Here is a 23,892-nt window from a genome sequence, read left to right on the forward strand (position 1 = left end):
CTGCCGTTGCTGTTGCCTGATTGATTGAGGTAGTCGGGTGTGATGAATGTTCAGGCTAGACAACCCCGCAGGATACGCCGATTTGCGACGCCGTTGATTTACGGCATTGCGGCTTTGGTGACTGCGATCTGTGTGCTGCCTTATTTGGGGGTTATCCTGTCTGCGGTCACAGGCTCTTTTGCGACCCTGGCCCATCTTCTGGATACCGTCCTGCTGCGTTATTCACTGACGACCCTGTGGTTGCTGATGATTGTCATGACACTCAGCGCGGCCATCGGAACGGGGGCGGCGTGGCTGGTCACCATGACCTCTTTTCGGGGGCGGAAATGGTTTGAGATCGCGCTGGCGCTGCCCTTGGCCTTTCCGGCCTATGTGTTGGCGTATGGGTATACCCATGTGCTGGATCATCCAGGCATCGTGCAGACAACGTTGCGCGATCTGACAGGCTGGGGCCCGCGCGATTATTGGTTCCCCGAGATCCGGTCGCTTGGCGGTGCAGGCGCGATGCTTAGCCTTGTGCTTTATCCTTATGTTTATCTGCTGGCCCGGGCGGCGTTTACAGCCCAAGGGGGCACGGCATTCCTGGCAGCCCGTGTGCTGGGCAAATCGCCCCTGCAAGCCTTTCGGTCAGTGTCTTTGCCGATGGCGCGTCCGGCCATTGCATCGGGTGTGATGCTTGTTGCGATGGAAACCATCGCGGATTTCGGCACGGTTTCCTATTTTGGGGTGCAGACCTTTGCAGTTGGGATTTACAGCAGCTGGTTTGCCATGGCCGACCGTGCAGCGGCGGCGCAGCTGGCGCTGGGCCTGCTGGCCTTTGCGCTGCTATTGGCCTTTCTGGAACGCTACAGCCGGGGGCAGGCGGCCTATACGGATGGGCGCAAGCGGCAACAGATGCAGCGGATCACGCTAAGCGGCGGCCAGCAGGTATTGGCGATCGTCTTTTGCGCGATCCCGGTTGTACTGGGCGTGATTGTCCCTGTGCTGACCCTCAGCACGATGGCAACCGGATCAGAGCAAAATTTGCTGAGCCCCCGCTATCTGGGTTTTATCCGCAATTCCATCACCTTGGCCGGGATCGCGGCGGTGCTGACGGTGCTGGCCGCGCTGATCCTGGGTACGTTGCACCGGGTTGGGCCGACCCGGATAACCGTCACCGCCCTTTACATGGGCCGGATCGGTTATGCGGTGCCGGGCGGTGTGATCGCGGTGGGGCTTTTGGTGCCCTTTGCGCTGTTCGACAATACGCTTGATGCATGGATGCGGGCGCAGTTTGATATCTCAACCGGTCTGTTATTCACCGGTTCGATCTGGCTGCTCGTGATGGCCTATATGATCCGCTTTCTGGCCGCTGCAATTGGCGCTTATGAGGGCGGTATCGCGGCTGTGGGCCCGAATATGGATGCTGCCGCCCGGACACTGGGCCAGGATATGCCGGGCATGGTCCGCCGCGTGCATATGCCACTTTTGCGCACCAGCCTGCTGACCGCCGGGTTGATCGTCTTTGTCGATGTGATGAAGGAATTGCCCGCGACGCTGATCATGCGCCCGTTCAACTATGACACATTGGCGGTGCAGGCCCACCGGCTTGCCTCGGATGAGCGGCTGAGCGGCGCGGCAGTGCCCAGCCTGGTGATCGCCGCCATCGGGTTGATCCCCGTCATTCTTTTATGCCGCCGTATCGGGCGCGAGAGCCAATAAAAAAGGGCGCAGCCATTGCCGCGCCCTTTTGGATCGATGTGCCGGGGATTATTCCCAACCAACTTCGTTGAAGATGGCCTGCGCCGCTGGGACGTTCTGGGCAACTTCGCTTAGATCAACCGCATCTGGGCGGAAAAGGCCCAATGTAGCTACAGATGCGGACAGACCCACGCCGGGCACCGCTGGGTATTCGTCATTGCCAGCGCTGAAATATTGCTGCGCCTGATCAGAGGACAGATATTCAAGGAACGCGATGGCGTTATCACGGTTCGGCGCATGTGCAGCCACACCGCCACCGGATAGGTTCATATGTGCCCCTTCAGCATTTTGCGCAGGGAAGACCCAGCCGATATTGGCCACGGCATCTGCATCGAGCCCGTCAACGTCCTTACGCAGCGCGCGCGCGAAATAATAGGTGTTTGAGACCGAGATATCGCACTCACCCGACACAAGACCGCGCAGCTGGTCGGTATCACCGCCCTGCGGATCACGGGCAAAGTTGTTCACAACGCCAGCAGCCCATTCCTTGGCCGCGGCCTCACCATGGTTTTCGATGATCGATGACAGCAATGTTTGCGAATAAACATTGGTTGATGAGCGATGGCAAACCTGACCTTCATAGGCAGGATCGGCCAATGCGACATAATCCATTGGCGGGTTCGTTACGTCGCTTTTATCATAAAAGATGATCCGCGCGCGTTGGCTGAAACCAAACCATTGATTGTCTGCATCTTGCAGCGCTTCTGGGATACGGGCCTCAAGGATGTCGCTGTCGATAGATTGCAGAACGCCTGCGGATTTTGCGCGTTCGAGGCGGGATGTATCGACGGTCAGCAGGATGTCAGCGGGCGAGTTGGCGCCTTCTGCTTCCATCCGTGCGATCAGCTCATCCGCGTTGCCTTCGATCCGGTTGATTGTAATTCCGGTTGCGTCGGTGAAGTCAGAGTATAACCGCTCATCCGTATCATAGTGGCGCGAAGAATAGAGGTTTAACTCACCTTCCGCTGCAGCAGTGGTCGCAATCGCCGAAATGGTGATGGCAAGGATCGTCTTGGCGTGAAATGACGTCATTGGGCGTTTTCCTTTGTGACTGTTTTTGTCGGGAATGGTTCTAGCGTCGTTTGTGCGCATGTCTAGCTTTTCTGATAGAAATCGTCAGATAATTTCTACCCGACGCATGTGTTCTGGCGCCAGGGATCGTGAAGGCCCTCGTTTTGCAATGGCTTGATTTTCACGCCCGCGCTTGCCAGACCTGTCCCATATGCGTCCGCTATAGGAGAACCGCTCAGGTGAGTATCAGCAAGAAGATCGTGGATGACTTTGTCGCCAACGATATATCATTTGTCACGACCGTCCCCTGCAAACAGCTTGCCGGTGTCATTGATGAGGTCGAGGCCCGCCCCGAAATCCACCATATCCCGGCCAATAAAGAAGATGAGGGTATGGGGCTGTGTGCCGGTGCTTACATGGGCGGCAAGCGCCCGGCCATTATCATGCAGAACACCGCTATTGGTGTCACCATCAACACCCTTGTTACGCTGACGCAGTTTTACCGGATGCCGCTGCCTATGCTGATCAGCTATCGCGGCGAGCTGCGCGAGCCTGTTGCCTGCCAGGTTGAAATGGCCGTGCATACCAAGGCCTTACTGAACCAGCTGCACATCCCGACCTATCATTTCCACAAGGAAAGCGACGCGGCCGAGCTGGACGCGATTTTGAAATACACATTCATGTGCAATAAACCCGTTGCTATCCTGACCGATGCATCATTCTGGGGAGGCTACGGCGACCAATGATCCGTTCCGAAGTATTACGCGAAATCGCACCCATCCTGCGCGACCAACTGGTCATTTGTAACATCGGTCTGCCCAGCCAAGAGCTGCATATGATCGATGATCAGCCGACCAATTTCTATATGCTTGGCACGATGGGCCTTGCTTCATCCATTGGGCTGGGTCTGGCGCTGGCCCAGGATAAGACGGTGATTTCCATCGATGGCGATGGCTCTGTGCTGACCAATTTTGGTACGCTGCCGACAATCGCCAATAATGTCGCGGACAACTATATCCTGTTGATCATCGACAATGGCTCTTATGGCTCAACCGGGGATCAGCCCACCTATGCGGGCAAGAAAACCTCGCTTGCGGCGGTGGCGAAGGCCTGCGGCTGTGACAATGTCATCGAATGTCAGGACAAGGATACCGGCCCGGTGCTGCAGGCCGCGATTGACAGCAAGAAGATGACCGTCATCGTGTGTAAATGCGACAGCGGCAATATCAAACTGCCCGTGATCACCAAAGATCCGGTCGTGATCCGCGACCGGTTCATGAAAGCTGTCGCAGGCGACGCGGCCTGATCTGCGACTGTAAAGACAGCGTACAGCATCTGTACAGATGCTGTATTGCTACCAAAGCAGGGTTGCGATGATCGCCAGACCAAAAGCTACGGCCCAGCTTCGCCAGAGCACAGCGACGCTTTGATCGATATGATCAAGCGTTAGCTGATGCTGCCCTTCCGGGTTCACAAACGGATAGTCCTGTGTCTGCCCATCATAGCTGCGTGGCCCGCTCAGGGCGACATCGATGCCATGGGCCATCGCGGCCTCGGGCCATCCGGCATTGGGCGAACGGTGCAGGGGCGCATCGCGCAGGATGGCCGCGGGACCGGGCCGCGATGTCACGGCCCAGATCACCGCAGCCGTCAACCGTGCCGGGATGAGATTCAGCAGATCGTCCAGCCGGGCGGCGGCCCAGCCAAAGGCTGCGTGCCGGGGCGTGCGATAGCCGATCATGCTGTCTGCCGTATTGACCACCTTATAGATCAAAAGGCCCGGCAAACCGCCAACCGCGAACCAAAAGATCGGGGCGATCACCCCGTCTGAAAGATTCTCGGCCGCGCTTTCAATGGCCCCCCGCGCAACGGCAGACCCGTCCATGGCGCGTGTGTCGCGCCCAACGATCATTGCAACGGCCTGTCGCCCGTCACCCAAGGACAGGCGCAGCGCGTCTGCGACGGCGCTGACATGCTGTGCCAGTGATTTCTGGGCCAAGAGCATGGCAAGCACCATTACATCCACCACAACGCCCGGTAGCGCCTTTAGCCCCCATCCCAGCAGCCCTGCGCCCGCGCAAAGCCCGAGGACCGTCAGAATGCCGCTTTGTTTGGGATGGGTGCCGCCGTTAAAGCGGGTATCGCACCAGCCGATTAGTCGCCCCATGAGCACGGCAGGATGCGGCACCCGGGACCACAGCCAGCGCGGCTCGCCCAGGAGCGCATCCAGCAGCATCCCCAGGATCAGCGTCACAGCGCGTCCTGCAATTGTGCCCATCGATCTGTTGGCGGCAGGCCAAGCCGTAGCCAATCATCGGCATAGGGAAAGACGCGCGACCAGACGTGATGCCGGGCCAGCTGATCTTGTGCTGCGCGGGCGTTCTGAACGCGGTAGAGCCGAAACAGGGTTGTCCCGCCCAGCGGCTCTGCCCCTTTTGAAATCAGCAGCGTATCAAGCCGCAACGCGTCTTTTTGCAACCGCGTCCGGGTTTCATCGGCCCAGGTTGGATCGGCCAGCGCCTCGGCCCCGATATGCAGCGCTGGGCCCGAGACTTGCCAAGGCCCCAGCAGATCGCGCAGCTGCCCGATGATCGCCGGATCACCGATCGCAAAGCCAAGCCGCAGTCCAGCCAGACCCCAAAATTTGCCAAAGCTTTTCAGGATCACTGTGCCGGGCCGATCGGCCAGCCGCATCAGCGATGCATCGGGCGCCACATCGCCAAAGCTTTCGTCAATGATGATAGACTTTGCGGTCAGCTCGGTTTTGCTCCACAGTCGCCCGTCCGGGTTGTTTGGATGCACGGCAACCATCACGTCGCCAGGGGCTTGCCCAAGGCGCCAACCGGCCGCCTGAAAGGCCGCCCCATGTTCGTTATAGGTGGGCCCGGGAATGCAAACATCACCTTTGGGAAAGACATAGGGCAGGGCGGCAATAATCGCGGAGGCGCCGCTGGCTGCGATGATATCGGCCCCCTCGGGGACCTGCCAAAATCGGCGGGCGAGGCCATAGAGCCGGGTAAAAGCGGCCTTGTCCGGCAGGGCGGTCCAAGCGTCCGGCGGCAGCGATGGCGACGGGTAGCTGACCGGGTTGATCCCGGTGGATAGATCCAGCCAACCGGTGCGTGTGCCGCCATATTGGGCGATTGCGGCGTCCAACCCGCCGCCGTGGTCACGTGTGTGGTTCATGCGTCGTCGGGGAGTGGGGGGTGGCGGGTCACGAAATGCCCTTTGATTTCTTGCGGCCATTCCCGGTAGGGCACTTGCCCGGTCTCGGATGTGGAATGGGCCAGCGCATAAGCGACGATGGCTGATGCGGCCTCGGGTGTGGGGGCGAACTCACCCAATGTATAGCAGAGCTTACCATGCCCCTGGATGGCCACATTGCAGGAGTTTTTACACCCCATTAAGCATGATACGCGGCGCGTTTTGACACCGGACAACCCAGTTGCTGCGGCCTCGATCAAGGTTGCCAGCGACTCGCCATCTGTCTGGGCCATATCGCCTTCAGACCATCCTTCATTTTTGCATGTGTCGCAGGTGGTAATCCAAGTTGTCATTCAATCAGAGCCTGTTTTTTAACGTGTTTCTGCGGCGGATTCTTGCCGGTTTTACAAGCTTTATCCGCAAATCCTACCTTTTGGTACATCTTAACGCGCACGTTAACCGTTCGTTAGGACTTTAGGCAGACTTGTGTTCATATTGGGTTCATTTACGACTTGTTGACCCTGGGTGGGAAGTGAGTGACTGCTGGAGTGGAAATGCGTGTCTTGATCGTACAGAGCAATGCGAATTTAGGGGGCCTTTGGCGCCGCCATCTTGAGCGATTGCAAGCCACCGTTACGCTGGTATCCACCGGCGAGGCGGCGCTGTCACTGCTGGAAGAGAGCAGTTTCGATGTCATCGTGCTGGATCTGGTATTGGAAGAGGGTAGCGCCCTGACCATCGCCGATTTCGCCGAATTCCGGCAGCCTGAGGCCAATGTGGTCTTTGTGACTGACACAACCTTCTTTTCAGACGGGTCGATCTTTAACCACAGCGCCAATGCCCGCGCCTTTATCCAAACCGCGACCCCGCCCAAGGACCTGGCCGCGATTGTGCATTACTATGGCAGCGCTAGCCCCGGCCGTGAGGTTGTTCCAGCGTAGAGACCGGGTTGATCGGCAAAATCCGATGCGGATTGATGCTGTCGTGACTGTAATGATAATGGCGCACGATGTGCTCCATATTCACCGTCTCAGCCACGCCAGGAAACTGGTAGAGCTCGCGCAGATAGCCTGACAGGTTCTGATAATCGGCGATGCGATTGCGGTTACATTTGAAATGTAAGTGATAGACCGGGTCAAAGCGGAGCAGCGTGGTCCAGAGGCGCCAATCAGCTTCGGTTAGCACGTCGCCCATCAGGTAACGATTGCCTGCGAGCCGTGCCTCGAGCCAATCCAGCGTATCAAAGAGCGGGTAGACGGCCGCGTCATAGGCCTCTTGCGTGGTGGCAAAGCCCGCTTTGTAGACCCCGTTATTGACTGTGTTGTAAATCCGGTCGTTGACCGGGGCGATATCGTCCCGCAGATGCTCTGGCCAGTAGTCGTCCCGGTTGCCGGTCAGATCATCAAAGGCGCTGTTGAACATGCGGATAATTTCCGAGGACTCGTTTGAGACAATCGTGCCCTGCACCTTATCCCACAAGATCGGAACAGTGACCCGGCCCGACATATCGGGCATTGCCTTGGTGTAGACCTCGCGCGCGAAATCAAATCCGAATAGCCGGTCACCGGTGGCCCCGTTGCCATCTGTTTCAAAAGTCCAGCCTTCGGACAGCATGTCCGGATGCACGGCTGAGATATCAATATGATCGCCAAGCCCCTTGATCGCCCGAAAAATCAGCGTCCGATGCGCCCAGGGGCAGGCATAGGACACATAAAGATGGTAACGCCCGCCTTCGGCCTTGAACCCGGCGCGGCCAGAAGGGCCAGCAGACCCATCCGCAGTGATCCAGTTGCGAAAGGCCGCATCCGCCCGTTTGAATGCGCCGCCCGTGGATTTGGTATCGTACCAGACATCGTGCCAGGTGCCGTCGACAAGTTGACCCATCTGAATGCTCCTTTTTGGTTGGCCCATCACCTAGCGATTGCATGGATGTAGGCCAAGGCCGGTCAGGGCGCAGCTTTGGTGCGCCTCCGCACAGGTAAGGCGGGTGTCGTCTGGTGCTTTCGGGGGTTTTGAGGCTTGTTTAGCCCGTGGGAATCCGCATTTTCTTGATCATTTGGTCAATTAAAACGGTTTCTCACACGGTTTCTCACACGTTTGTGCCAACGTTATATCGTTATGAAGGTCGATGGGTCATGCGATTTTGCGTTGGACCTATGCAAATTCACAAAACGTAGCCGTTTGGGCCGAACCGATAAGGAAAACAATATCATGTCTCACCCAGAGCAAGCAACGTGGCGCGAAAATTTCGCTACGTCAATTGGGTGCGGCGATATTTCTCAGATAGAATTATCCGGCAGGTATTCCCCGTCTGCTGTGGCGTTATGCCAAGTCGATGCTGGACGTGCAGAGGCATCTGCGGCCCCGACCGAGGCCTTGCAGGTTCTAGATGTCCAAAGCGGCGCTTGCCGCGATATCGTTCAAGCCAGGCTGGCCTTCGGGGCCGATCACGACATAGTCGGCACCATTCGCGCTCCAGGATACGAAATCAAAGCCGTTGATGGTCTGATCGTTAAATTCGGGCGGCGTGTCGCCGGGGCGGCTGCTATTTTGCAGGCAAAGCGCAATCACCGTGCCGTCCGCTGTGCGATACATCAATTGCGCAACCGGTTTGGCATTGGCCACCAGCAAACGGCCGCCTTGGAATGTCAGCCCGTATTGGGACAAGTCGGGAATGGAAAAGCTGGCCCCAACGGTGTTGCCCAGCCAGGTTTCGATATGATCGGATTCGTCCGCGCCCACCTCAACAAGATGACGGCCCTGGCTTGCGTAAACCGCATGGTAATCGGCAACAGCCGCCAGCCAACCCGCCGTTTGTACGGGCGGTGGGGTCTCACCCTTCAGGCTATAGCCGCCAAGACCGCCAATGGCGAACATCACAAGGCTTGCAGCCAATGTGCCCCAGATGGGGCGTTTGGCAGCAGCGGCCGCGGGACGTTCGGCAAGCGGCGTCGCTTTAATCTGTTGGGCCAGCGCAAAGGGAACCGGATCGTTCAATTGCGTGTCAAAGATTTCCTGGGCCAAGGCATCTGCTTTAAGCAGCGCATCCATTTCGACCCGCGCGTCCGGCTCAGCCTCTAGGCGCGCTTCGACGATTGCGGCCTCTGCCGCATCCAACTCGCCATCAAGATATGCGCTTAGCTGTTCTGAAAAGTCGGTCATGACCGGGCACTCTCCATCACTGACATGCTTGCAACAAGCATTTTACGCGCTCTGTGAATACGGCTCATGACGGTGCCAATTGGAATACCCAGCAGTTCAGAGGTCTCGCGGTAACTGTAGCCTTCCGCGCAAACCAGCAGCAAAGGTTCGGACAATTCCGGATCAAGATCGCTGACCTTCGCGCGGACTTGCTGCGCTGTCAACACATCGTCGGTGTTGCTTTCAACGCTCAATTCGCTGGCCTCTTCTGCGGGCACCTGGCCCTGACCCTGACGCACATTGCGTTTGCGGATTTCGCTGACCCACAAATTGCGTAAGACGCGGAACATCCAACGGTCGAGCGGTTGCGAAGGATCGTATTGTTCCCATTTCTGCAAAGCGGCCGTGCAGGCGTCCTGCAAAAGATCGTCCGCATCGGGCCCGGACCGCGTCAGACTCAACGCAAAACGGCGCAGGCGCGGTAGCAGCCCGATCATCTCCGTTTTGAACTGGTCGGGCGTCATCGCGATCGCGCCTATCTGTTGCGAAAAGGGTCTTGTTTAGCTGGTCCATACTCTGCGATTTTGCGTCGGGTTTCAATGGTTAGGGTTCAAGTTTTTGCGTTATTTTGCAGGAAAATAGCGCCTTCCTGCACTTGGGCAAACCGGGGATTGAACGGCCGCCTATTTATTCGGCAATGCGCCACAATCCGGCGATGCCGTCGCCCGTTTTTTGTCCCGGAACGACGTCCCCGGCCCATAGATAAAGCGGGGCACCATCCTTGGCCCATTGGGCGATGCCGTCATGGCGCATGATGATCGTCAGCCCATCGACCTCAGCGTTAAAATCGACCTGGTAAGGTTGCCAGGTACGGGCGCAATTGTCATAGCAATGCGAGAGATGTGGTTCATCGCGCGCGAAAGTGTAAAGGGTCATACCCTCGGCTGTGGTCAGGTGAGTGCCTGTTGTGGCCGGCGGCGTGAATTTTACCGCAACCTGCGTGGCTTCAAACGCATAGGCATCGCTGCAACCGGCGACAAACAAACCAAGGGCGATTGCGGAAAACAGTTTCATTTCAAGGGTCCTACATAGCTTAACGCGGCGTGTTTGTGCCGCTCTCACTATGGTTACGCTTGAAAGGGGGACTTTATTCTTGCGCTTGTGAATTTTTTTATCACGCGGTTGTAGTGCGAGAATGTTATCTCTGCTCTTCTAGGAATTGATTAATTTCATCCATGCAAACCTGCCAGGCTGGTTCGTCCCCAAGAATGATATGGCTGCGGCTTTCCAGCGTAACCATGCGCGCATTTGGAATGCCTGCCGCCAATTCGCGCCCCTGATCAAGCGGGATTCGTTGATCATCACGCGCATGCAGAACCAGTGTTGGCACCGTCACTTTGGCTAGCAGGTGACGCACGTCGATATGGCCAAACGCCTCTTGAAAGCGCACAGCGTTTTCCGGCGATGTTGTCTGCCGTTGGAAGTCATCGAACCAGGCCAACCTGTCAGCATCCGCATCGGGCATGAATGTCTGCGAAAAAATATGGCGATAGGCCGGATTGGCAGTGCCCCATCCCAGCCGCGTCAGTGTTAGCACCGCCTCGCGCCTTTCGCGTTCTTCATCGGGCATACCGATCCGCCAACCGGCCGCATATCCGCCAATCAAAATCAGCGCTGAGACACGTTCGGGATGCCGCACGGCGTAGTCAATTGACACCGCGCATCCTTGCGACATGCCCAGCAGTGGAAAGCGGTCCAGTTTTTGACTGTCCACAACGGTTTCAAGGTCGCGCACGAAGGATTCAAAGCTGATCTCGGGGGCGTTCCAATCGGACAGCCCATTGCCGCGTTCATCATAGCGAATAAAGGTATGATTTTGCGCCAGCGCCTGAAAGGTTTTGCCCCAGATCGGACTTTGCCAATCCAAGTCCAGATGATTCAACCAGTTTGCTGCTTTGACCAAGGGCGGCCCTGAACCCACCTTTGCGTATGCTATTTTGACGCCATCCTCTGCAGTGCAAAAACCGATAGATTGGCGTTGCTGTCCTGATGCGCGCGGCGTCTGAAGCTTGCGGGCAGCCCCCGCCCATTCCCGCGCGGCAGAGCCCATTTGGGTCTTGTACCGCTCAGCGATGACAGTGGCCTCATCGGTTCGGCCCACATCGGTCAGCTTTTGCCAAAGGATATGGGGCGCGTCATGCGACAGCGGCTCAAGCCGGTTCCAGACCCGGAGCCATTTTACCGCTTCGGAGTCGGTAATGTCGTTGGACGCGGTCAGTTTGCGGATGATCCCGCCGCGCAGATTACGCAGTTCTTCCTGTTCGCCCTGCAGCCAAAGTTGGTAATCCTCGGCCCGGGAAAGCTCGAGGCTGGCGAGCGGCTTTTGCGACAATAACGTGGCCGCCCGCCGCAACGCATCAGTTGCTATTTCAGGCGTATCATGGACCTGCCGGACAAAGTGATAATCCAGCGCGATATCGGTCATATCGAGCGCGATCGTGTCTTGTTCGGCGATCAGAGGGGAGGCGCCATCGCCCTTTAAAAGTTGGCGAATTTTGCTGAGTGACCAGCGCAACGCCCCGCGCGGGTCGTTGGTGTTGTCAAACAGCATTTCGCAGAGATGTTCGCGCATTTGCGGCCGTTCGGTGATCGCCAGATAGGCCAAAAGCGCGCGTGTCTTGCGCGATGAGACCAGCGGGATGTCGACCCCGTTCCGCAGGAAGGACATCTGCCCCAAGATATTGATTTCAAACGTTTTCGTCATACCTATTTCCGCGCCGCTTCTGGTGCGTCGGGACGGTGTGACAAAGGTTTTTCGACCGAGTTCTGCTGTGCTGTCATCATGAATGGCTGATCCTAATACGCAGGGTGTTTCGGAGCAGTTACGCGAGTGGTGTCGAGATTATTCTGAGAATTATTCTATAATATCGTTTTTTTGAGAATGCCACAGGTCCTGATCCTCTCGGACGTCAGGGCGATCCTTGTGTATTCATGGCGTACAGAATCCGTACATATGCTGTACGTATAGGCAGCTATATACTCGTCAGGTCAGGTCGGCTAAGGTGAGCCGGTAGGCTTTGCCAAAGCCGCCGTTCAGATGCACATCTTCCGGTACCAGCTGGTACATCTGGAAATCTGTGAAATCGTAATAAAGTTTGGCCTTGGGGATCGCGCCCAGCCAGGTCTCTTTCAACGCCGCTTTGTCGGCTTGCAGCGCGCGGCATTGCAATGTCATGCGCGGATGGGTCAGCGGATCGCCTTTGTCGCCCGGCTCGCCCACCAGGACCGAGCATGCCGGGTTGGCGCGCAGGCCGCTGGTATGCGCCGAAAGGGTCGAGATTAGGGTGAGAACCGCGCCTTCATGCCAGAGCATCGCTGTGCGGGCGACATAGGGTGCGCCGGTATCGGGGGATGTGACGGCCAAAGCGCCAAAGCGGGTGGCCCTCAGTATATCCGCCGCAAGCGCGCGGGAGGCATCATCGGTCGGGTTGATCGGGTCGCGTTTTGTCATGGTAGAAAAACTGGTCCTTGGGGCGTTTCACAATGGCCTGCAGTGCAGGATCAGAGGATTTGCGGAAGTCAATGCACGGGTTGGTTCTGCAGCCCGCCTGTATTGAGCAGGGCAATTTGACGATTGCCACGTTCGAACAGGCGACAAGAGGCATCGATTGCGCGATCCGCGATGGCGCGCGAGGCCTCTGGTTCGATGTGGGGCTGATCAGCATGATGGTAGCAGGCCCGATGCAGGACATGGAGCAGGTCGTGACAGTACAGCATCAGCGACTCGTCGCTTTCATTGATTGCCGCAATACGTTCTGCTTCCTTGTCGAGAAACTGGAGGATGAGCAGCCGTCTTTGGATTGAGATATCACGCGGCGCATAGATCGTCTCTGCCGGCAAAGCTAATTTTTCGGACAGTCCCAGGATGACCACCGGATAGGTCAAAGCAATGGCGTCATAGTCCGACGCGGCTGTTGTCTCGGATGCTTCAAAATCGGACAAGACGTCTGTCCAGAACGCAATCCGTTTTCTTTGATTGCGGTGGTAAAGCCAATTTAGCATTTTCTCTGGTCCTGGTGGGCTCGAATTTGTTCAAGTAATTGATAAATTTGTATATTATTGCGTTAGGTTCCCGTGTTACCGGCGACGCCCGGCCAGGTTTGTTTCAGAATATCCGATCCCAGTATTCGTGCCTCTTCGGTGGTTTGGTTGATTGTCATGTGATCCCCCGTGGAAGGCTAGTTTCGGACATCTTAGGGATACTGACGAAGACTTTGAAGTTAGTAACTGATCGAGATGCGTTGCCGGACAGATGCCAGCTGCCTTTCGCATTGGCGAGTCTCTGGGAGACTTTCACGGAGAAATCTGCTATTGATGAGCATCTATTTTGAGATCGATTTTTTATTTTGACTTGAAAGGGCGTATTCATGGGAAACGACGCTATCGGTGCATTTGAAAAATTTCTTCAGTGGGGGCCGATTGGGCTCGCGGGGCTAATGCTCGTTTTGGTCATTTTCGCAATGGTGACAAGCGAGCTGACCAAGTTGCGGGCGATGTTGCTTTCGTTCTTTATGCTTATTGGCGCAGGTTGCTTTGGAGCCGCGTTGTACTTCGACAGCATGGATCGCGGTGGCAACCATAATCTGGTCTTGTCCGTCTTGCCGAATGATGTTGAGCAAAGCGGCTATCCGCCGCCATCCATTAAGATAAATGGTCAGGAAGTGAGCCGGGACGAAGCATTGTACATCTCGGGCACCACCATTTTGCAGGTTGACGTGAACAGCGCCATCATTGCTTTGCGTCAGGCCGAAGAAAAGGTGGAGGAGGCCGCAGCAATTGCCTCAGAAACCCGACAAGACCTGGAAGCAGCCACCGCTGCCACGCGGACCCTTGAGAGAGAAATCGCAACAAAAACAACAGAGTTGGCCCGGGCTGATCGAGCCATCGCACAGCAACAAGTAGCGCTAGAGGACGCGCAAGAGGCGGGCGTTGCACTTGCTACACAAGTTCGAGAATTGACATTGCGAATTGATGACATGGATCGAGACGCGCTTGCCCCCGTTGAGCGAGATCTGTTGGTGATCGAACGACAACTGGAATTTTTCAACAACCAGCTAGTCATACCGGCGCAGCCCTAATCCTAACGCTTTCGCCGCTTCACATTACCGCCCCGTTGCCTGGGTTGGTTGCCATCTGATCCCGAGGGGGTGGTGGGTTTCACCCACCCTACGTGGATTTGCGTGGGTGTTGAAGTGGGCATCATGCACCAAATAACGGGTCCGACATTCGGGCGGAATGGACTGATGCGTGCCGTTGCAAATGGGTGGGTTGGGAATGTGACGCGTAGGAACGCACACTCTATGATTGCTGGATCAACTAGGCGCGTGCGTGGTTGTGATAGTGTTCCGTATCGGGTACCGATGTTGCATCATTGATCAACCCAGAGTTTATAATGATCCGACTTTTTCTCGATGCAAACATCTTGTTAGATTTCTTCAGGTTTGGCGCTGATGATTTGATAGAAGTGAGGAAACTACTTACACTTATCGAGGATGACGAAGTAAAGCTATTTTCAAATCAACTGCTGCGAGATGAAGTTAGTCGGGCGCGAGATGCTGAAATTGCCAAATCACTGGAAGAATTGAGGGCACAAAAATTCAATCTTAAAGCTCCGAACTATTGCTCAGATCTAGAAGAGCTAACAGCCTTGAAGCTAGCATTGAAAACCGCAAATGAGCTACATACGGACCTTCTCAAAGCATTGAAGGCGAAAATTTCGTCGAAGACGATAGCGGCAGATGTCTTGCTTGCCGACCTTAACGACAAAGCCTCAGATATTGATATAACTCCTGAGCTATTAGAACTCGCACAACGACGTCAAATGTTCAACAATCCGCCTCGAAAGCGGAAGGACTCTGTCGGCGACTCACTTCACTGGGAGGCATTGATGTCTACGGACAGCGGTGTCAATTTTCACATAGTCAGCCGAGATGGAGACTTTGGTTCGGACCTCGAACCAGAAAAAATAAAGGACTTTCTGCTGGATGAGTGGAAGAGGAAATTCAATGCATATGCTTCAATCACATTGCATAAGTCGCTAAGCGACTTCTTTCGTGTAAAATTCCCTGATATCAAGCTTTCGGAGTTAGCAGAAAAGAGTTCACTAATTGCACAACTCCAATCGTCACCGAATTTTGCGACAACTCATTTTCTGATCTCGAAGCTGAATGAATTTGGAACTTTTACAAATGGCCAAGTTGTACGGCTTTTTGCGGCACTGCTGGAAAACCCTCAGGTAAGCTGGATAGCTACCGACGATGACGTGCAGGCATTCTATCAAAAGCTACAGCCCAGTGCCTACGTGGTACCTGATGCCAGCCAACTTGAGTTAGCAGAAATACTAGACGTACAAAGCGACTTCTTTTTGCCGTTCTAGTTCACTTCCTTTTCCCATACCGCGACTTGCCGCCACGCATGCCACCGCGTCCGCCGGTGCTCCGCCCCGCTGCTTTCTGCGCATCGTCGACCGCTTTTTCCACCGCTTGTTGCCGCGCGAGAGGGTCGTCGCTGATCGTCATATCAACCGTTTCGAGCCGTTTGATTTCGTCCCGTAGCCGGGCGGCCTCTTCGAATTCCAGGTTTTCAGCCGCTTTGCGCATGTCGTCCCGCAGCCCGTCCAAGACGGCCTGTAGATTGGCCCCGGCCATGGGTTTGTCGACCTTGGCGGTGACCCGGTTCATGTCTACGTCGCCTTTGTAGAGACCTGCCAGAATATCCTCGACGTTCTTTTTCACCGTTTGCGGCGTGATCCCGTGTTCTTCGTTATAGGCCAACTGTTTCGTCCGCCGCCGGTTGGTTTCCTTGATTGCCCGGTCCATGGAACCGGTGATCTTATCAGCGTACATGATTACGCGCCCTTCGGCGTTTCGCGCGGCCCGGCCCACGGTCTGCACGAGCGACGTTTCCGACCGTAGGAACCCTTCCTTATCCGCGTCCAGAATGGCCACCAGCCCGCATTCAGGAATGTCGAGCCCTTCGCGCAAGAGGTTGATCCCGATCAGCACGTCGAAGGCCCCAAGCCGCAGGTCGCGCAGGATTTCGATACGCTCAATCGTGTCGATGTCGCTGTGCATGTAGCGGACCTTGATCCCTTGTTCATGCATGTATTCTGTCAGGTCTTCGGCCATCCGTTTTGTTAACGTGGTGACCAGCGTGCGGTAGCCATCGGCGGCCACCTTGCGCACCTCGTCCAGCAAGTCGTCCACCTGCATGTCTACGGGCCGGATTTCGATTTCCGGATCGATCAGCCCGGTGGGCCGAATGATTTGTTCGGTGAAAACGCCGCCCGCTTGGTCCAGCTCCCATGATGCAGGGGTTGCGCTGACAAAGATCGATTGTGGGCGCATAGCGTCCCATTCTTCGAACTTGAGCGGCCGGTTATCCATGCAGGAGGGCAGCCGGAACCCGTGTTCGGCCAGCGTGAATTTGCGCCTGTAGTCGCCTTTGTACATCGCCCCGATCTGCGGGACAGAGACGTGGGATTCATCGGCAAAGACGATGGCGTTGTCGGGGATGAATTCGAACAAGGTCGGGGGCGGCTCACCGGGCGCGCGGCCTGTCAGGTAGCGCGAGTAGTTCTCAATCCCGTTGCACACACCTGTTGCCTCGAGCATTTCGAGATCGAAATTGGTGCGTTGTTCCAGCCGCTGTGCCTCAAGCAATTTGCCGTCGGCGACCAATTGATCCAGCCTGATCCGCAGTTCTTTTTTGATGCCCTGGATCGCCTGCTGCATCGTGGGCCGGGGGGTCACATAGTGGCTGTTCGCATAGATGCGGATTTTTTCGAAAGTGTCCGTCTTTTCCCCGGTCAGCGGGTCAAATTCGGTGATGTTTTCCAGCTCTTCCCCGAAGAAAGACAGTTTCCACGCCCGGTCATCGAGGTGCGCGGGCCAGACCTCCAAGCTGTCGCCGCGCACCCGGAAGCTGCCGCGCTGGAAGGCTTGATCATTGCGCCGGTATTGCTGGGCAATCAGGTCGGCCATGATCTTGCGCTGGTCATACTCGCGCCCTGCATGCAGGTCTTGCGTCATCGCGCCATAGGTTTCGACCGAGCCGATGCCGTAGATGCAGGATACCGAGGCGACGATGATCACATCGTCCCGTTCCAGCAGCGCCCGCGTGGCCGAGTGCCGCATCCGGTCGATCTGTTCGTTGATCTGGCTTTCTTTTTCGATGTAAGTGTCGGACCGCGCCACATAGGCTTCGGGTTGGTAGTAGTCGTAGTAACTGACGAAATATTCGACGGCATTGTCGGGGAAGAACCCTTTGAATTCGCCGTATAATTGCGCCGCGAGTGTCTTGTTGGGGGCAAGGATGATCGCGGGGCGCTGCGTTTCTTCGATCACCTTGGCCATTGTAAAGGTTTTGCCGGTGCCGGTTGCACCCAGCAGGACCTGATCGCGCTCGCCTTCGTTGATACCGCCCGAAAGCTCGGTGATTGCGGTTGGCTGGTCGCCCGCCGGGTTAAATTCTGTCTGTAGCGCGAAGGCCTTTCCGCCTTCCAGCTTTTCGCGGGTTTTGACGTCCGGCGCGGGGTTGGACAGGTACATATGCGTGTCGTCTTGGGTCATGGGGCGGCGCGGTCCTTTGGATGGTCGCGGGGTTAGGTCTGATGTGATGCGTCGAGCAATGCGGTCAAGTAGGGTTGCAGTGCGGGTAGGTTGGGGTCTTTGCTCTTACCGCGCAGAACATTCAGTCCCAATGTGATGGTCGCCCATTGGATAACCCGGCGCGGTGTTGCACCAACAAAGGGCGCCAGTTGTGCAGCGCGGGCCTGTGTCCGGTCCAGGAAATCGCTGGTGCATAAATCGCAATACGGCTTGAGCAGCGCCTTGGCAAATTCATAGGCCGGGTCACCGCGTAGCCCCTTGGGATCGATCAGGCGGGGTCCTTTATCCGTCTGGATGACATTACCCCAATTGAGATCGCCATGTATGACCTGCTCGGCCGGATTGCTGCGTCGCAGTTCATCGAACAATGCGTGCCAAATGCTGTTGAGGTAGATAGCCGGGCCCGTGCCCGGCTGGAGATGACGTAGGAAGTTGATCCCGCTGCCTTCGCCAGACCGATGCAGTGCCTTGTATGTCTTAAGCACCGCAGGCCCGCGCGGCGAGGCCACTTTGAACACAAAGGCCCGCCGCGTTTTTTGCAACAGATGCAGATCGGTCAGTTGCCATTTGGCGGCGATTTTTTTGGTGACGTCAGGCAGTGTTGAGGAATGGTTATTCACGGTGATCCTGCCGCCCAAATGGGCGTTGGCTTGGGGTTTCTTGGGTGGGCGCTATCCTCTGCCTGTCGGCCCGAAGATGCAAGAAGCCGTCCTGACACGTTATGTCAGTAGAATGTCGCTTAACGTGCCATGCATCGATAAATCGGCGTTCAGGATCAGCGTATCTTCGGTCTTTTGGCCGATCAATTGCCCCTGCCTATCGGCGCCGATGCAAGCTGCCGGGATCGTTGTGGCCATACGCAGCGCAGATGCGGCAGGGATCCCAACCTTTTGGACAAGCCGGGTCAGGGCTGCGGCCATAGTCAGATGCGCCCCGGCCAGCGCGCCTTCGGCGTTCACCAGTTTGCCATCCTTCAGCTGGATGGTCTGGCTATAAAGTTCAAATTGATTGGGGCCGCCGACCGTGGCCATTGCGTCTGAGACAAGGAACATTCTATCCGGGGTGGGACGTGCCCGGATTGCCAGCCCGAGCATGCTGTCATCAACATGGTGGCCGTCGCAGATAATCCCGGCGTAACAATGACTGTTGATCGCCGCCCCCACGGCGCCGGGTGCCCGCCCTTCCATCGCGGACATGGCGTTGAACAGATGTGTGATACATGTGGCGCCCGCAGCGATTGCCGTCTGCATTTGATCTGCGGCTGCATTGGTATGCCCCAGTGACACGACGGCCCCCAGCCCTGTCAGCGTCTTGATCTGGGCCGCAGTGCAGCTTTCCGGGGCGAGCGTGATCATCACCCCCAGCCCTGCTTTGCGCAACCCGCCTACGATGTTGATCGTGTGATCATCAAGCGGGCGAATGAAGGTCCCCGCATGGGTGCCACGCTTTGCCGGGGCGATATGCGGCCCTTCGATATGTAGCCCGAGCATCCCCGGCGCGTCTTTGGCCGAAATGGCTGCATCAGCTGCGCGGGCCAACACATCGGGATGATCGGTGATCACCGTTGGCATCAGGGCGGTGGTGCCAAAACGCCGATGCGCGGCCAGGATGGTTTTGATCCCCATCGCATCTGGCTGGTTATTGAGCATCACCCCGCCACCGCCATTCACCTGCAGATCGACAAAACCCGGGCTGACCAGGCCGCTGATCTGCCGCGCGGTGGCAGGCGCTTTTTCAATGCGGGTGATTTGACCATCATCAAGCAAGACCCCCAGACCCGCATGAATGCTGTGCCCGTCGAAAAGCCGATCTGGCGCGATCCATTCACCCATGACGCATCCCTTCCTGCCAGGCTGCATAGGCCGCCCCCCGCGCACCGCTGCTGCTGCCGCCTGCGGCGGTCACAATTGGTGGTGTCGGGAAATCGGCCAGCCGCGCGCGCATCAGCGCCGCTGTGAGATCATCCGCCACCCCTCCCACCTGGCTCAGCCCGCCGCCGATCACGATGATATTGGGATCAATCGTCAGGGTCAGGTTCCGCATAAGATCGGCCACCAGATCGCACCAGAGCGTCCAGACAGTTTGCATGTCGCCGTCTTTGCGTGCAGTGATTTGTTCTGGCGGTAAGACCTGCCCGGTCAATGCGTTGCAAATCCGCGTCAGGCCAGGCCCTGCGATCAATGTCTCGGCGCAGCCAATGCGCCCGCAGCCGCAGCGCACCAGCGGTAGCCCATATTCGGCGACCAGATGGGCCGGTGCGGCGCTGTGCCCGACTTCGCCTTGCATTTGATTGGGCCCGTGCAAGAGGGCCCCATCAATCGCGATCCCGCCGCCAATCCCCGTGCCCAGTGTCATCGACAGGACGATTTTGTGCCCGCGACCTGCGCCAAACACAGCCTCGGACAGGGCCATGGCTTTGCAATCATTCAGATAGGTGATGGGCTGCCCGGCGGCTGCGCTGATATCTGCTGGAAGCGGATGCCCGGAGGCACAAAGATTGGCTGCAAGAACCAATCCTGTGACTGGATGCACAAGCCCCGCCGCCCCGATCCCAATTGGCAGATCAGGGCCCGTCTGTGCCTGTGCCCATGCGATATGCTGGCCCAGCATGTCCAGCAGCGCCGTATAATCGGATGGGGTCGCGCTGCGCCTACTTGCGCAGGTATCCCAATTTTCATCAAAGAGCTGGATTTCCGTCTTGGTCCCCCCAAGATCGATGCCTGCCGCGATCATGGTCAGGCTTTCACGCGAAAAAGAGGGGCTGAATACAAGAGCGTGTCCATTTTGGCTTCTGACCTGCCGGGGGCTAAGGTGCGGGTGAAGTTGAACTGGAACCGCTTGCGGGTCAATCCATGTGTGCCCGTAAACTTGGACATAATGACGTCTTGCGCAGGGCCTCTATCCTCCGGTATTTGGGCCATAGCCAAGGGAGACTGCGATGCCTGCACGAATCTATAAGCCAGCGAAAACCGCCATGTCATCTGGCACAGCCAAGACCCGGCATTGGGTGCTGGAATATGTTGCGGACACGGCCCGCGAGATTGATCCGCTGATGGGCTGGACGTCATCGAAAGATACGCAGGCCCAGGTCAAGCTGAGCTTTGACAGCAAAGAGGCCGCCCTTGAATATGCCCGCGACAATGGCATTGATGCGGCTGTGCAAGAGCCCAAAACGCGCAAAGCCAATATCCGCCCCGGCGGCTATGGTGAGAATTTCGCAACCAATCGTCGGGGCGCCTGGACCCACTAAGCCGGCTTGCTGATCTTCGGTCTTGCAATACATGCCTGTCCTGCGCAATACCTCGGGCCGAGCGGTCCGGTAGCTCAACTGGATAGAGCAGCTGACTTCTAATCAGCAGGTTGAGGGTTCGAGTCCTTCCCGGATCGCCATATTTTTTTCGCAACCTGTTTTGGTGCTTGTTTCCAGTTTTCCCTGACCCGCGGTGTCAACCAAACCTGATATGGTTGTCGCCAATCGTTTCGACCAGCGGCTGGAGCTGTTTTTCGTACACTTTCCATTTGGCTTTGGATGACTTGTAAAGCGGCTGGCGTACCTGTTGCAGGCTTGAGGTTCGTACCCGGCGTTCCCCTTTGTAAAACTCAAGGCAAGCGGCATCCCATTCCAGATCGCAATGGTCGATGATCCGGCGTGCCTCGGTTTCGAAATCGTCAACGAGGTTTTCGTAATGGACCGTGTGAAACGCCCCTTTGGGGAGCGTTGCATGCCAATGGTCCATCAGGCGGACATAATTGTTGTAATAACGCCCTAGTTCCACTTGATCATAGCTGTGCAGCTGGCTGCGTTCGAACACGCGGGTGAAGCAGGACAAGCAGGTATCGAACGGGTTGCGGGCGATATGGATGATTTTAGCATTGGGCATCAGCGCGTGGATCAGCCCGACCATGTGAAAATTGGCGGGCATCTTATCCACGATATGCGCTGTGCCAGGTGCATGTTTGTCCAGGTTGTCGATATAGGTTGTGATTTTGCGCGTCAGCTCGGCCCCGGCCATGTTCGCGACATTTGTTGCCAAATCCGAGCGTTGCCCATCGGCATGTAGGCCAAACAGATTGTTCATGTCGTTTAGCTCGCCTGCGCCAAAGACTTCCGGATGGGCGTTGAGAATGGATTCGGTCAATGTGGTGCCTGAGCGCGGCATACCCAGCACAAAAATGGCCTGATCGGACTGGATTGCATGTGTCCGCAAATCGGCGATAAATGCTGCATCGAAGGTTTTGATCAGGTTGTCGGTCGCGAGGTCCGACCGGCCTGCATCATAGTCGATGATGCGCCGCTTGATCCGCGCCCCTTCGGCGAAATGCGAAAATGCATCTTCATAAGCTTTCATATCCTCATAGGCTTTGCCCATGGCATAATGAAAGGCGACGGCCTTGGCCGGGATCATCTTATCGGCCGTTGCTGCCGCGTCTTTGAGCGCCAGGAAAACCGGATGATCGGCGCTCATTTTTTCAAGGCGGGCCATGGCGACATGGGCCGATAGCGGGTCTTGGGATTGTTCAGCGGCGGCTTCGAAAACTGCTTTGGCCTGCGCAAAGTCGCCTTTTTCCATCATCAGATGACCCAATGCGATGCGGGTCGCGCTCATTTTTGGGTTCAGCTCTCGCGCTTTTTCATAGTTTGCGAACCCGGCCTCGACGTCGCCCAAATTGGCCTGGGCCATGCCGATTTGATGATAGGCACCTGCGTTCTGCGGATCCAGGCGTGCCGCTTTTTCCGCCTCGAGCAGGGCAAGCTGCGGATGGTTCTTTTCATAAAGAACCTGCGCCAGCCCCACATAGCCATCGGCTTTGTTTTCATCCAAAGCGATGGCGTTCCGAAAGGCTGTTTCGGCGGCATCCAGATCATTGCTGACCATGTGCAAGCGGCCAATATTGCGTTGCAGCTCAGGATCGCGAGGCGCTGTGGCGACACGGTCTTGGGTCAATTTTTCCGCTTCGGCGTAACGCTCGGCCTCGATCAAGGCAGAGGTCAGGTTATTGGCCGCGTCCGTATAGTGCGGATTGGCGGAATAGGCCTGCCGATAATAGTCAATGGCGGCGTCCTGGTCGCCTTTGTCCCGTGCGATGCTGCCCAGATTATTGAGAGCAGGTCCAAAATCAGCGTTGAGTGCGATCGCACGCTTTTGGCTGGCTTCGGCCTCGATGGGCTCGTCAGCATCGTAATAGGCCAGACCGAGATTGGAATGCGCCGCAGGATTGCTTGGGTCCAATTGGATCGCACGTTTGCCGGTGTTGATCGCCTCGTCGTATTTGCCAGCCTTACGCAGAATCTCAACAAAATTGACCAGGAACCCCGGATTATTCGGCTGTAGTTTGATGGCCTGCGCCATTGCCTTGAGCGCAGGATCTAACTGGTTGGTTTGAAAAGCAATGAGCCCCAGCATTTGGTGCGCATGTGCATGTTGCGGGGCGGCTTGAACCACTTTGCTGAACAAGGTGACGGCAGGTTTGAATTGCCCTTTTTGATAATGTGCCATGCCTTGATCAAAGGCTTGCGCAACTGTCAGGTTTTGGCTGTTTGCTATCGCTTTTCCTGTCCGGTTCGGACAGTACAATGTCTGCATAAGATATTCTGATCGACAAAGATGCGTTCGGAACGATTGCAAATTCAGGGACCATCGACGCTTTCGTATCTTCACCCACGACCTATTATGCGCTGGCCTAGGTATTGTCGTTGGCGGGGATTTGGGTGGTACCATGACAAATGATGGTACGATCTCTGCCAATGTCAGCGGGCCGGCATCGGCCTTTGCCTATCGTGTAGGCGTCTTTGGCGGCATCAGTGGCGCGTTTGATCATGCGGGCACAATCGCGGCGGAAGCCAACGCGACAGGGGCTGGAGAAGCCGAGGCGATTGGGGTTGGCATCGATGGTGCGCTGACGGAAATCATTCAGCAATGAGGTGTCAATCTCTGCCACCGCGATCAATAGTGGATCGGATAATGCGACGGCTTATGGCGTCGATATCGGCGCAATCGAAGCCGCCTTTAGCAATGCCGGGACGATCAGTGCTGTAACATTTTAGGGACTACAGGCGTATTTGAAAATTCGGGTTCGATCACCGCTCAGGCGATAGAGTCGGGCAGCGATTACTTCGCCGAAGTCT

At 56.6% G+C, this 23,892-nt stretch carries 25 protein-coding genes and 1 tRNA gene; 10 read left to right on the forward strand and 16 right to left on the reverse strand.

The features are described from left to right. Window positions 1-42 precede the first annotated feature (42 nt). Window positions 43-1,701 (forward strand): ABC transporter permease, encoded by a 1,659-nt coding sequence (locus AABB29_RS10950; RefSeq protein WP_373636500.1) that lies wholly within the window; start codon window positions 43-45, stop codon window positions 1,699-1,701. A 48-nt stretch (window positions 1,702-1,749) separates the two neighbouring features. Here the strand turns inward: AABB29_RS10950 and AABB29_RS10955 are convergent, their stop codons facing one another. After that, entirely contained in the window at window positions 1,750-2,772 is a 1,023-nt protein-coding gene (locus tag AABB29_RS10955) for an extracellular solute-binding protein (RefSeq protein ID WP_341366875.1), read from the reverse strand. A 218-nt stretch (window positions 2,773-2,990) separates the two neighbouring features. Here AABB29_RS10955 and comD point away from each other — a divergent pair, with 218 nt between their 5' ends. Together comD and comE are read left to right on the forward strand one after the other, a co-directional pair. Next, window positions 2,991-3,497 (forward strand): sulfopyruvate decarboxylase subunit alpha, encoded by a 507-nt coding sequence (gene comD / locus AABB29_RS10960; protein ID WP_341366874.1) that lies wholly within the window; start codon window positions 2,991-2,993, stop codon window positions 3,495-3,497. After that, window positions 3,494-4,057 (forward strand): sulfopyruvate decarboxylase subunit beta, encoded by a 564-nt coding sequence (gene comE / locus AABB29_RS10965; RefSeq protein ID WP_341366873.1) that lies wholly within the window; start codon window positions 3,494-3,496, stop codon window positions 4,055-4,057. The genes comD and comE overlap by 4 nt, the downstream gene beginning before the upstream one ends. A 48-nt stretch (window positions 4,058-4,105) precedes the next feature. Here the strand turns inward: comE and cbiB are convergent, their stop codons facing one another. From cbiB to AABB29_RS10980, 3 genes are read right to left on the reverse strand one after another with little or no spacing between them, the layout of a single operon-like run. After that, window positions 4,106-5,005, reverse strand: a complete 900-nt coding sequence (gene cbiB, locus AABB29_RS10970; protein ID WP_373636502.1) for an adenosylcobinamide-phosphate synthase CbiB — start codon at window positions 5,003-5,005, stop codon at window positions 4,106-4,108. Beyond that, entirely contained in the window at window positions 5,002-5,937 is a 936-nt protein-coding gene (locus tag AABB29_RS10975) for a threonine-phosphate decarboxylase (RefSeq protein ID WP_341366872.1), read from the reverse strand. Before AABB29_RS10975 ends, cbiB begins: the two co-directional genes overlap by 4 nt. Further along, window positions 5,934-6,308, reverse strand: coding sequence for a DUF1636 domain-containing protein (locus AABB29_RS10980; protein ID WP_341366871.1), 375 nt, complete (start codon window positions 6,306-6,308; stop codon window positions 5,934-5,936). The genes AABB29_RS10975 and AABB29_RS10980 overlap by 4 nt, the downstream gene beginning before the upstream one ends. Window positions 6,309-6,509: 201 nt before the next feature. On the opposite strand from AABB29_RS10980, the gene AABB29_RS10985 reads away from it, so the two are divergent. After that, window positions 6,510-6,896 (forward strand): response regulator, encoded by a 387-nt coding sequence (locus AABB29_RS10985; RefSeq protein ID WP_341366870.1) that lies wholly within the window; start codon window positions 6,510-6,512, stop codon window positions 6,894-6,896. Here the strand turns inward: AABB29_RS10985 and AABB29_RS10990 are convergent. The 7 genes from AABB29_RS10990 to AABB29_RS11020 all read right to left on the reverse strand — a co-directional run bounded on the left by AABB29_RS10990 (window position 6,865) and on the right by AABB29_RS11020 (window position 13,158). Beyond that, the gene (locus tag AABB29_RS10990; RefSeq protein WP_341366869.1) at window positions 6,865-7,839 is read right to left on the reverse strand and encodes a glutathione S-transferase family protein; all 975 of its coding nucleotides are present in this window, start codon (window positions 7,837-7,839) and stop codon (window positions 6,865-6,867) included. The two genes, AABB29_RS10985 and AABB29_RS10990, sit on opposite strands and share 32 nt — an antisense overlap. A 501-nt stretch (window positions 7,840-8,340) precedes the next feature. Beyond that, window positions 8,341-9,117, reverse strand: a complete 777-nt coding sequence (locus tag AABB29_RS10995) for an anti-sigma factor (protein ID WP_341366868.1) — start codon at window positions 9,115-9,117, stop codon at window positions 8,341-8,343. Further along, the gene (locus tag AABB29_RS11000) at window positions 9,114-9,620 is read right to left on the reverse strand and encodes an RNA polymerase sigma factor (RefSeq protein ID WP_341366867.1); all 507 of its coding nucleotides are present in this window, start codon (window positions 9,618-9,620) and stop codon (window positions 9,114-9,116) included. Before AABB29_RS11000 ends, AABB29_RS10995 begins: the two co-directional genes overlap by 4 nt. A 163-nt stretch (window positions 9,621-9,783) precedes the next feature. Next, window positions 9,784-10,170, reverse strand: a complete 387-nt coding sequence (locus AABB29_RS11005) for a hypothetical protein (RefSeq protein WP_341366866.1) — start codon at window positions 10,168-10,170, stop codon at window positions 9,784-9,786. Between the two features lie 124 nt (window positions 10,171-10,294). Then, window positions 10,295-11,860 carry an alpha/beta fold hydrolase gene (locus tag AABB29_RS11010; protein ID WP_373636503.1) on the reverse strand — a complete coding sequence of 522 codons (1,566 nt, stop codon included), beginning with the start codon at window positions 11,858-11,860 and terminating at the stop codon, window positions 10,295-10,297. A gap of 279 nt (window positions 11,861-12,139) precedes the next feature. Further along, window positions 12,140-12,607 (reverse strand): pyridoxamine 5'-phosphate oxidase family protein, encoded by a 468-nt coding sequence (locus AABB29_RS11015; protein ID WP_341366864.1) that lies wholly within the window; start codon window positions 12,605-12,607, stop codon window positions 12,140-12,142. A 68-nt stretch (window positions 12,608-12,675) separates the two neighbouring features. Next, complete coding sequence (locus AABB29_RS11020) at window positions 12,676-13,158, reverse strand: hypothetical protein (RefSeq protein WP_341366863.1); 483 nt, start codon at window positions 13,156-13,158, stop codon at window positions 12,676-12,678. A gap of 365 nt (window positions 13,159-13,523) precedes the next feature. Here AABB29_RS11020 and AABB29_RS11025 point away from each other — a divergent pair, with 365 nt between their 5' ends. Continuing rightward, the gene (locus AABB29_RS11025; protein WP_341366862.1) at window positions 13,524-14,234 is read left to right on the forward strand and encodes a hypothetical protein; all 711 of its coding nucleotides are present in this window, start codon (window positions 13,524-13,526) and stop codon (window positions 14,232-14,234) included. 314 nt (window positions 14,235-14,548) lie between these two features. Beyond that, window positions 14,549-15,532 carry a PIN domain-containing protein gene (locus tag AABB29_RS11030; protein ID WP_341366861.1) on the forward strand — a complete coding sequence of 328 codons (984 nt, stop codon included), beginning with the start codon at window positions 14,549-14,551 and terminating at the stop codon, window positions 15,530-15,532. A gap of 1 nt (window position 15,533) precedes the next feature. Here the strand turns inward: AABB29_RS11030 and uvrB are convergent, their stop codons facing one another. The 4 genes from uvrB to AABB29_RS11050 form a co-directional block, all read right to left on the reverse strand. Next, complete coding sequence (gene uvrB / locus AABB29_RS11035; RefSeq protein ID WP_341366860.1) at window positions 15,534-17,726, reverse strand: excinuclease ABC subunit UvrB; 2,193 nt, start codon at window positions 17,724-17,726, stop codon at window positions 15,534-15,536. 32 nt (window positions 17,727-17,758) lie between these two features. Beyond that, window positions 17,759-18,385 carry an aminoglycoside phosphotransferase family protein gene (locus AABB29_RS11040; RefSeq protein ID WP_341366859.1) on the reverse strand — a complete coding sequence of 209 codons (627 nt, stop codon included), beginning with the start codon at window positions 18,383-18,385 and terminating at the stop codon, window positions 17,759-17,761. A gap of 99 nt (window positions 18,386-18,484) precedes the next feature. After that, complete coding sequence (locus AABB29_RS11045) at window positions 18,485-19,597, reverse strand: N-acetylglucosamine-6-phosphate deacetylase (RefSeq protein WP_341366858.1); 1,113 nt, start codon at window positions 19,595-19,597, stop codon at window positions 18,485-18,487. Beyond that, window positions 19,590-20,498 carry an ROK family protein gene (locus AABB29_RS11050; RefSeq protein ID WP_341366857.1) on the reverse strand — a complete coding sequence of 303 codons (909 nt, stop codon included), beginning with the start codon at window positions 20,496-20,498 and terminating at the stop codon, window positions 19,590-19,592. The genes AABB29_RS11045 and AABB29_RS11050 overlap by 8 nt, the downstream gene beginning before the upstream one ends. Window positions 20,499-20,703: 205 nt before the next feature. On the opposite strand from AABB29_RS11050, the gene AABB29_RS11055 reads away from it, so the two are divergent. Both AABB29_RS11055 and AABB29_RS11060 read left to right on the forward strand, forming a co-directional pair. Beyond that, window positions 20,704-21,015, forward strand: a complete 312-nt coding sequence (locus tag AABB29_RS11055; protein WP_341366856.1) for an ETC complex I subunit — start codon at window positions 20,704-20,706, stop codon at window positions 21,013-21,015. A 63-nt stretch (window positions 21,016-21,078) separates the two neighbouring features. Further along, window positions 21,079-21,155 (forward strand) — tRNA-Arg (locus AABB29_RS11060). A 56-nt stretch (window positions 21,156-21,211) separates the two neighbouring features. Here the strand turns inward: AABB29_RS11060 and AABB29_RS11065 are convergent. Then, window positions 21,212-23,263: a sulfotransferase gene (locus tag AABB29_RS11065; protein WP_341366855.1), complete on the reverse strand. Its 2,052-nt coding sequence runs from the start codon at window positions 23,261-23,263 to the stop codon at window positions 21,212-21,214. A gap of 220 nt (window positions 23,264-23,483) precedes the next feature. Here AABB29_RS11065 and AABB29_RS11070 point away from each other — a divergent pair, with 220 nt between their 5' ends. After that, on the forward strand, window positions 23,484-23,687 hold the full coding sequence (locus tag AABB29_RS11070; protein ID WP_341366854.1) for a hypothetical protein: 204 nt from the start codon (window positions 23,484-23,486) through the stop codon (window positions 23,685-23,687). Window position 23,688: 1 nt separating this feature from the next. Further along, window positions 23,689-23,811, forward strand: coding sequence for a hypothetical protein (locus AABB29_RS11075; RefSeq protein ID WP_341366853.1), 123 nt, complete (start codon window positions 23,689-23,691; stop codon window positions 23,809-23,811). The last annotated feature ends 81 nt before the right edge of the window (window positions 23,812-23,892 follow it).

The sequence above is a fragment of the Yoonia sp. BS5-3 genome (assembly GCF_038069655.2).
Lineage (GTDB): Bacteria > Pseudomonadota > Alphaproteobacteria > Rhodobacterales > Rhodobacteraceae > Yoonia > Yoonia phaeophyticola.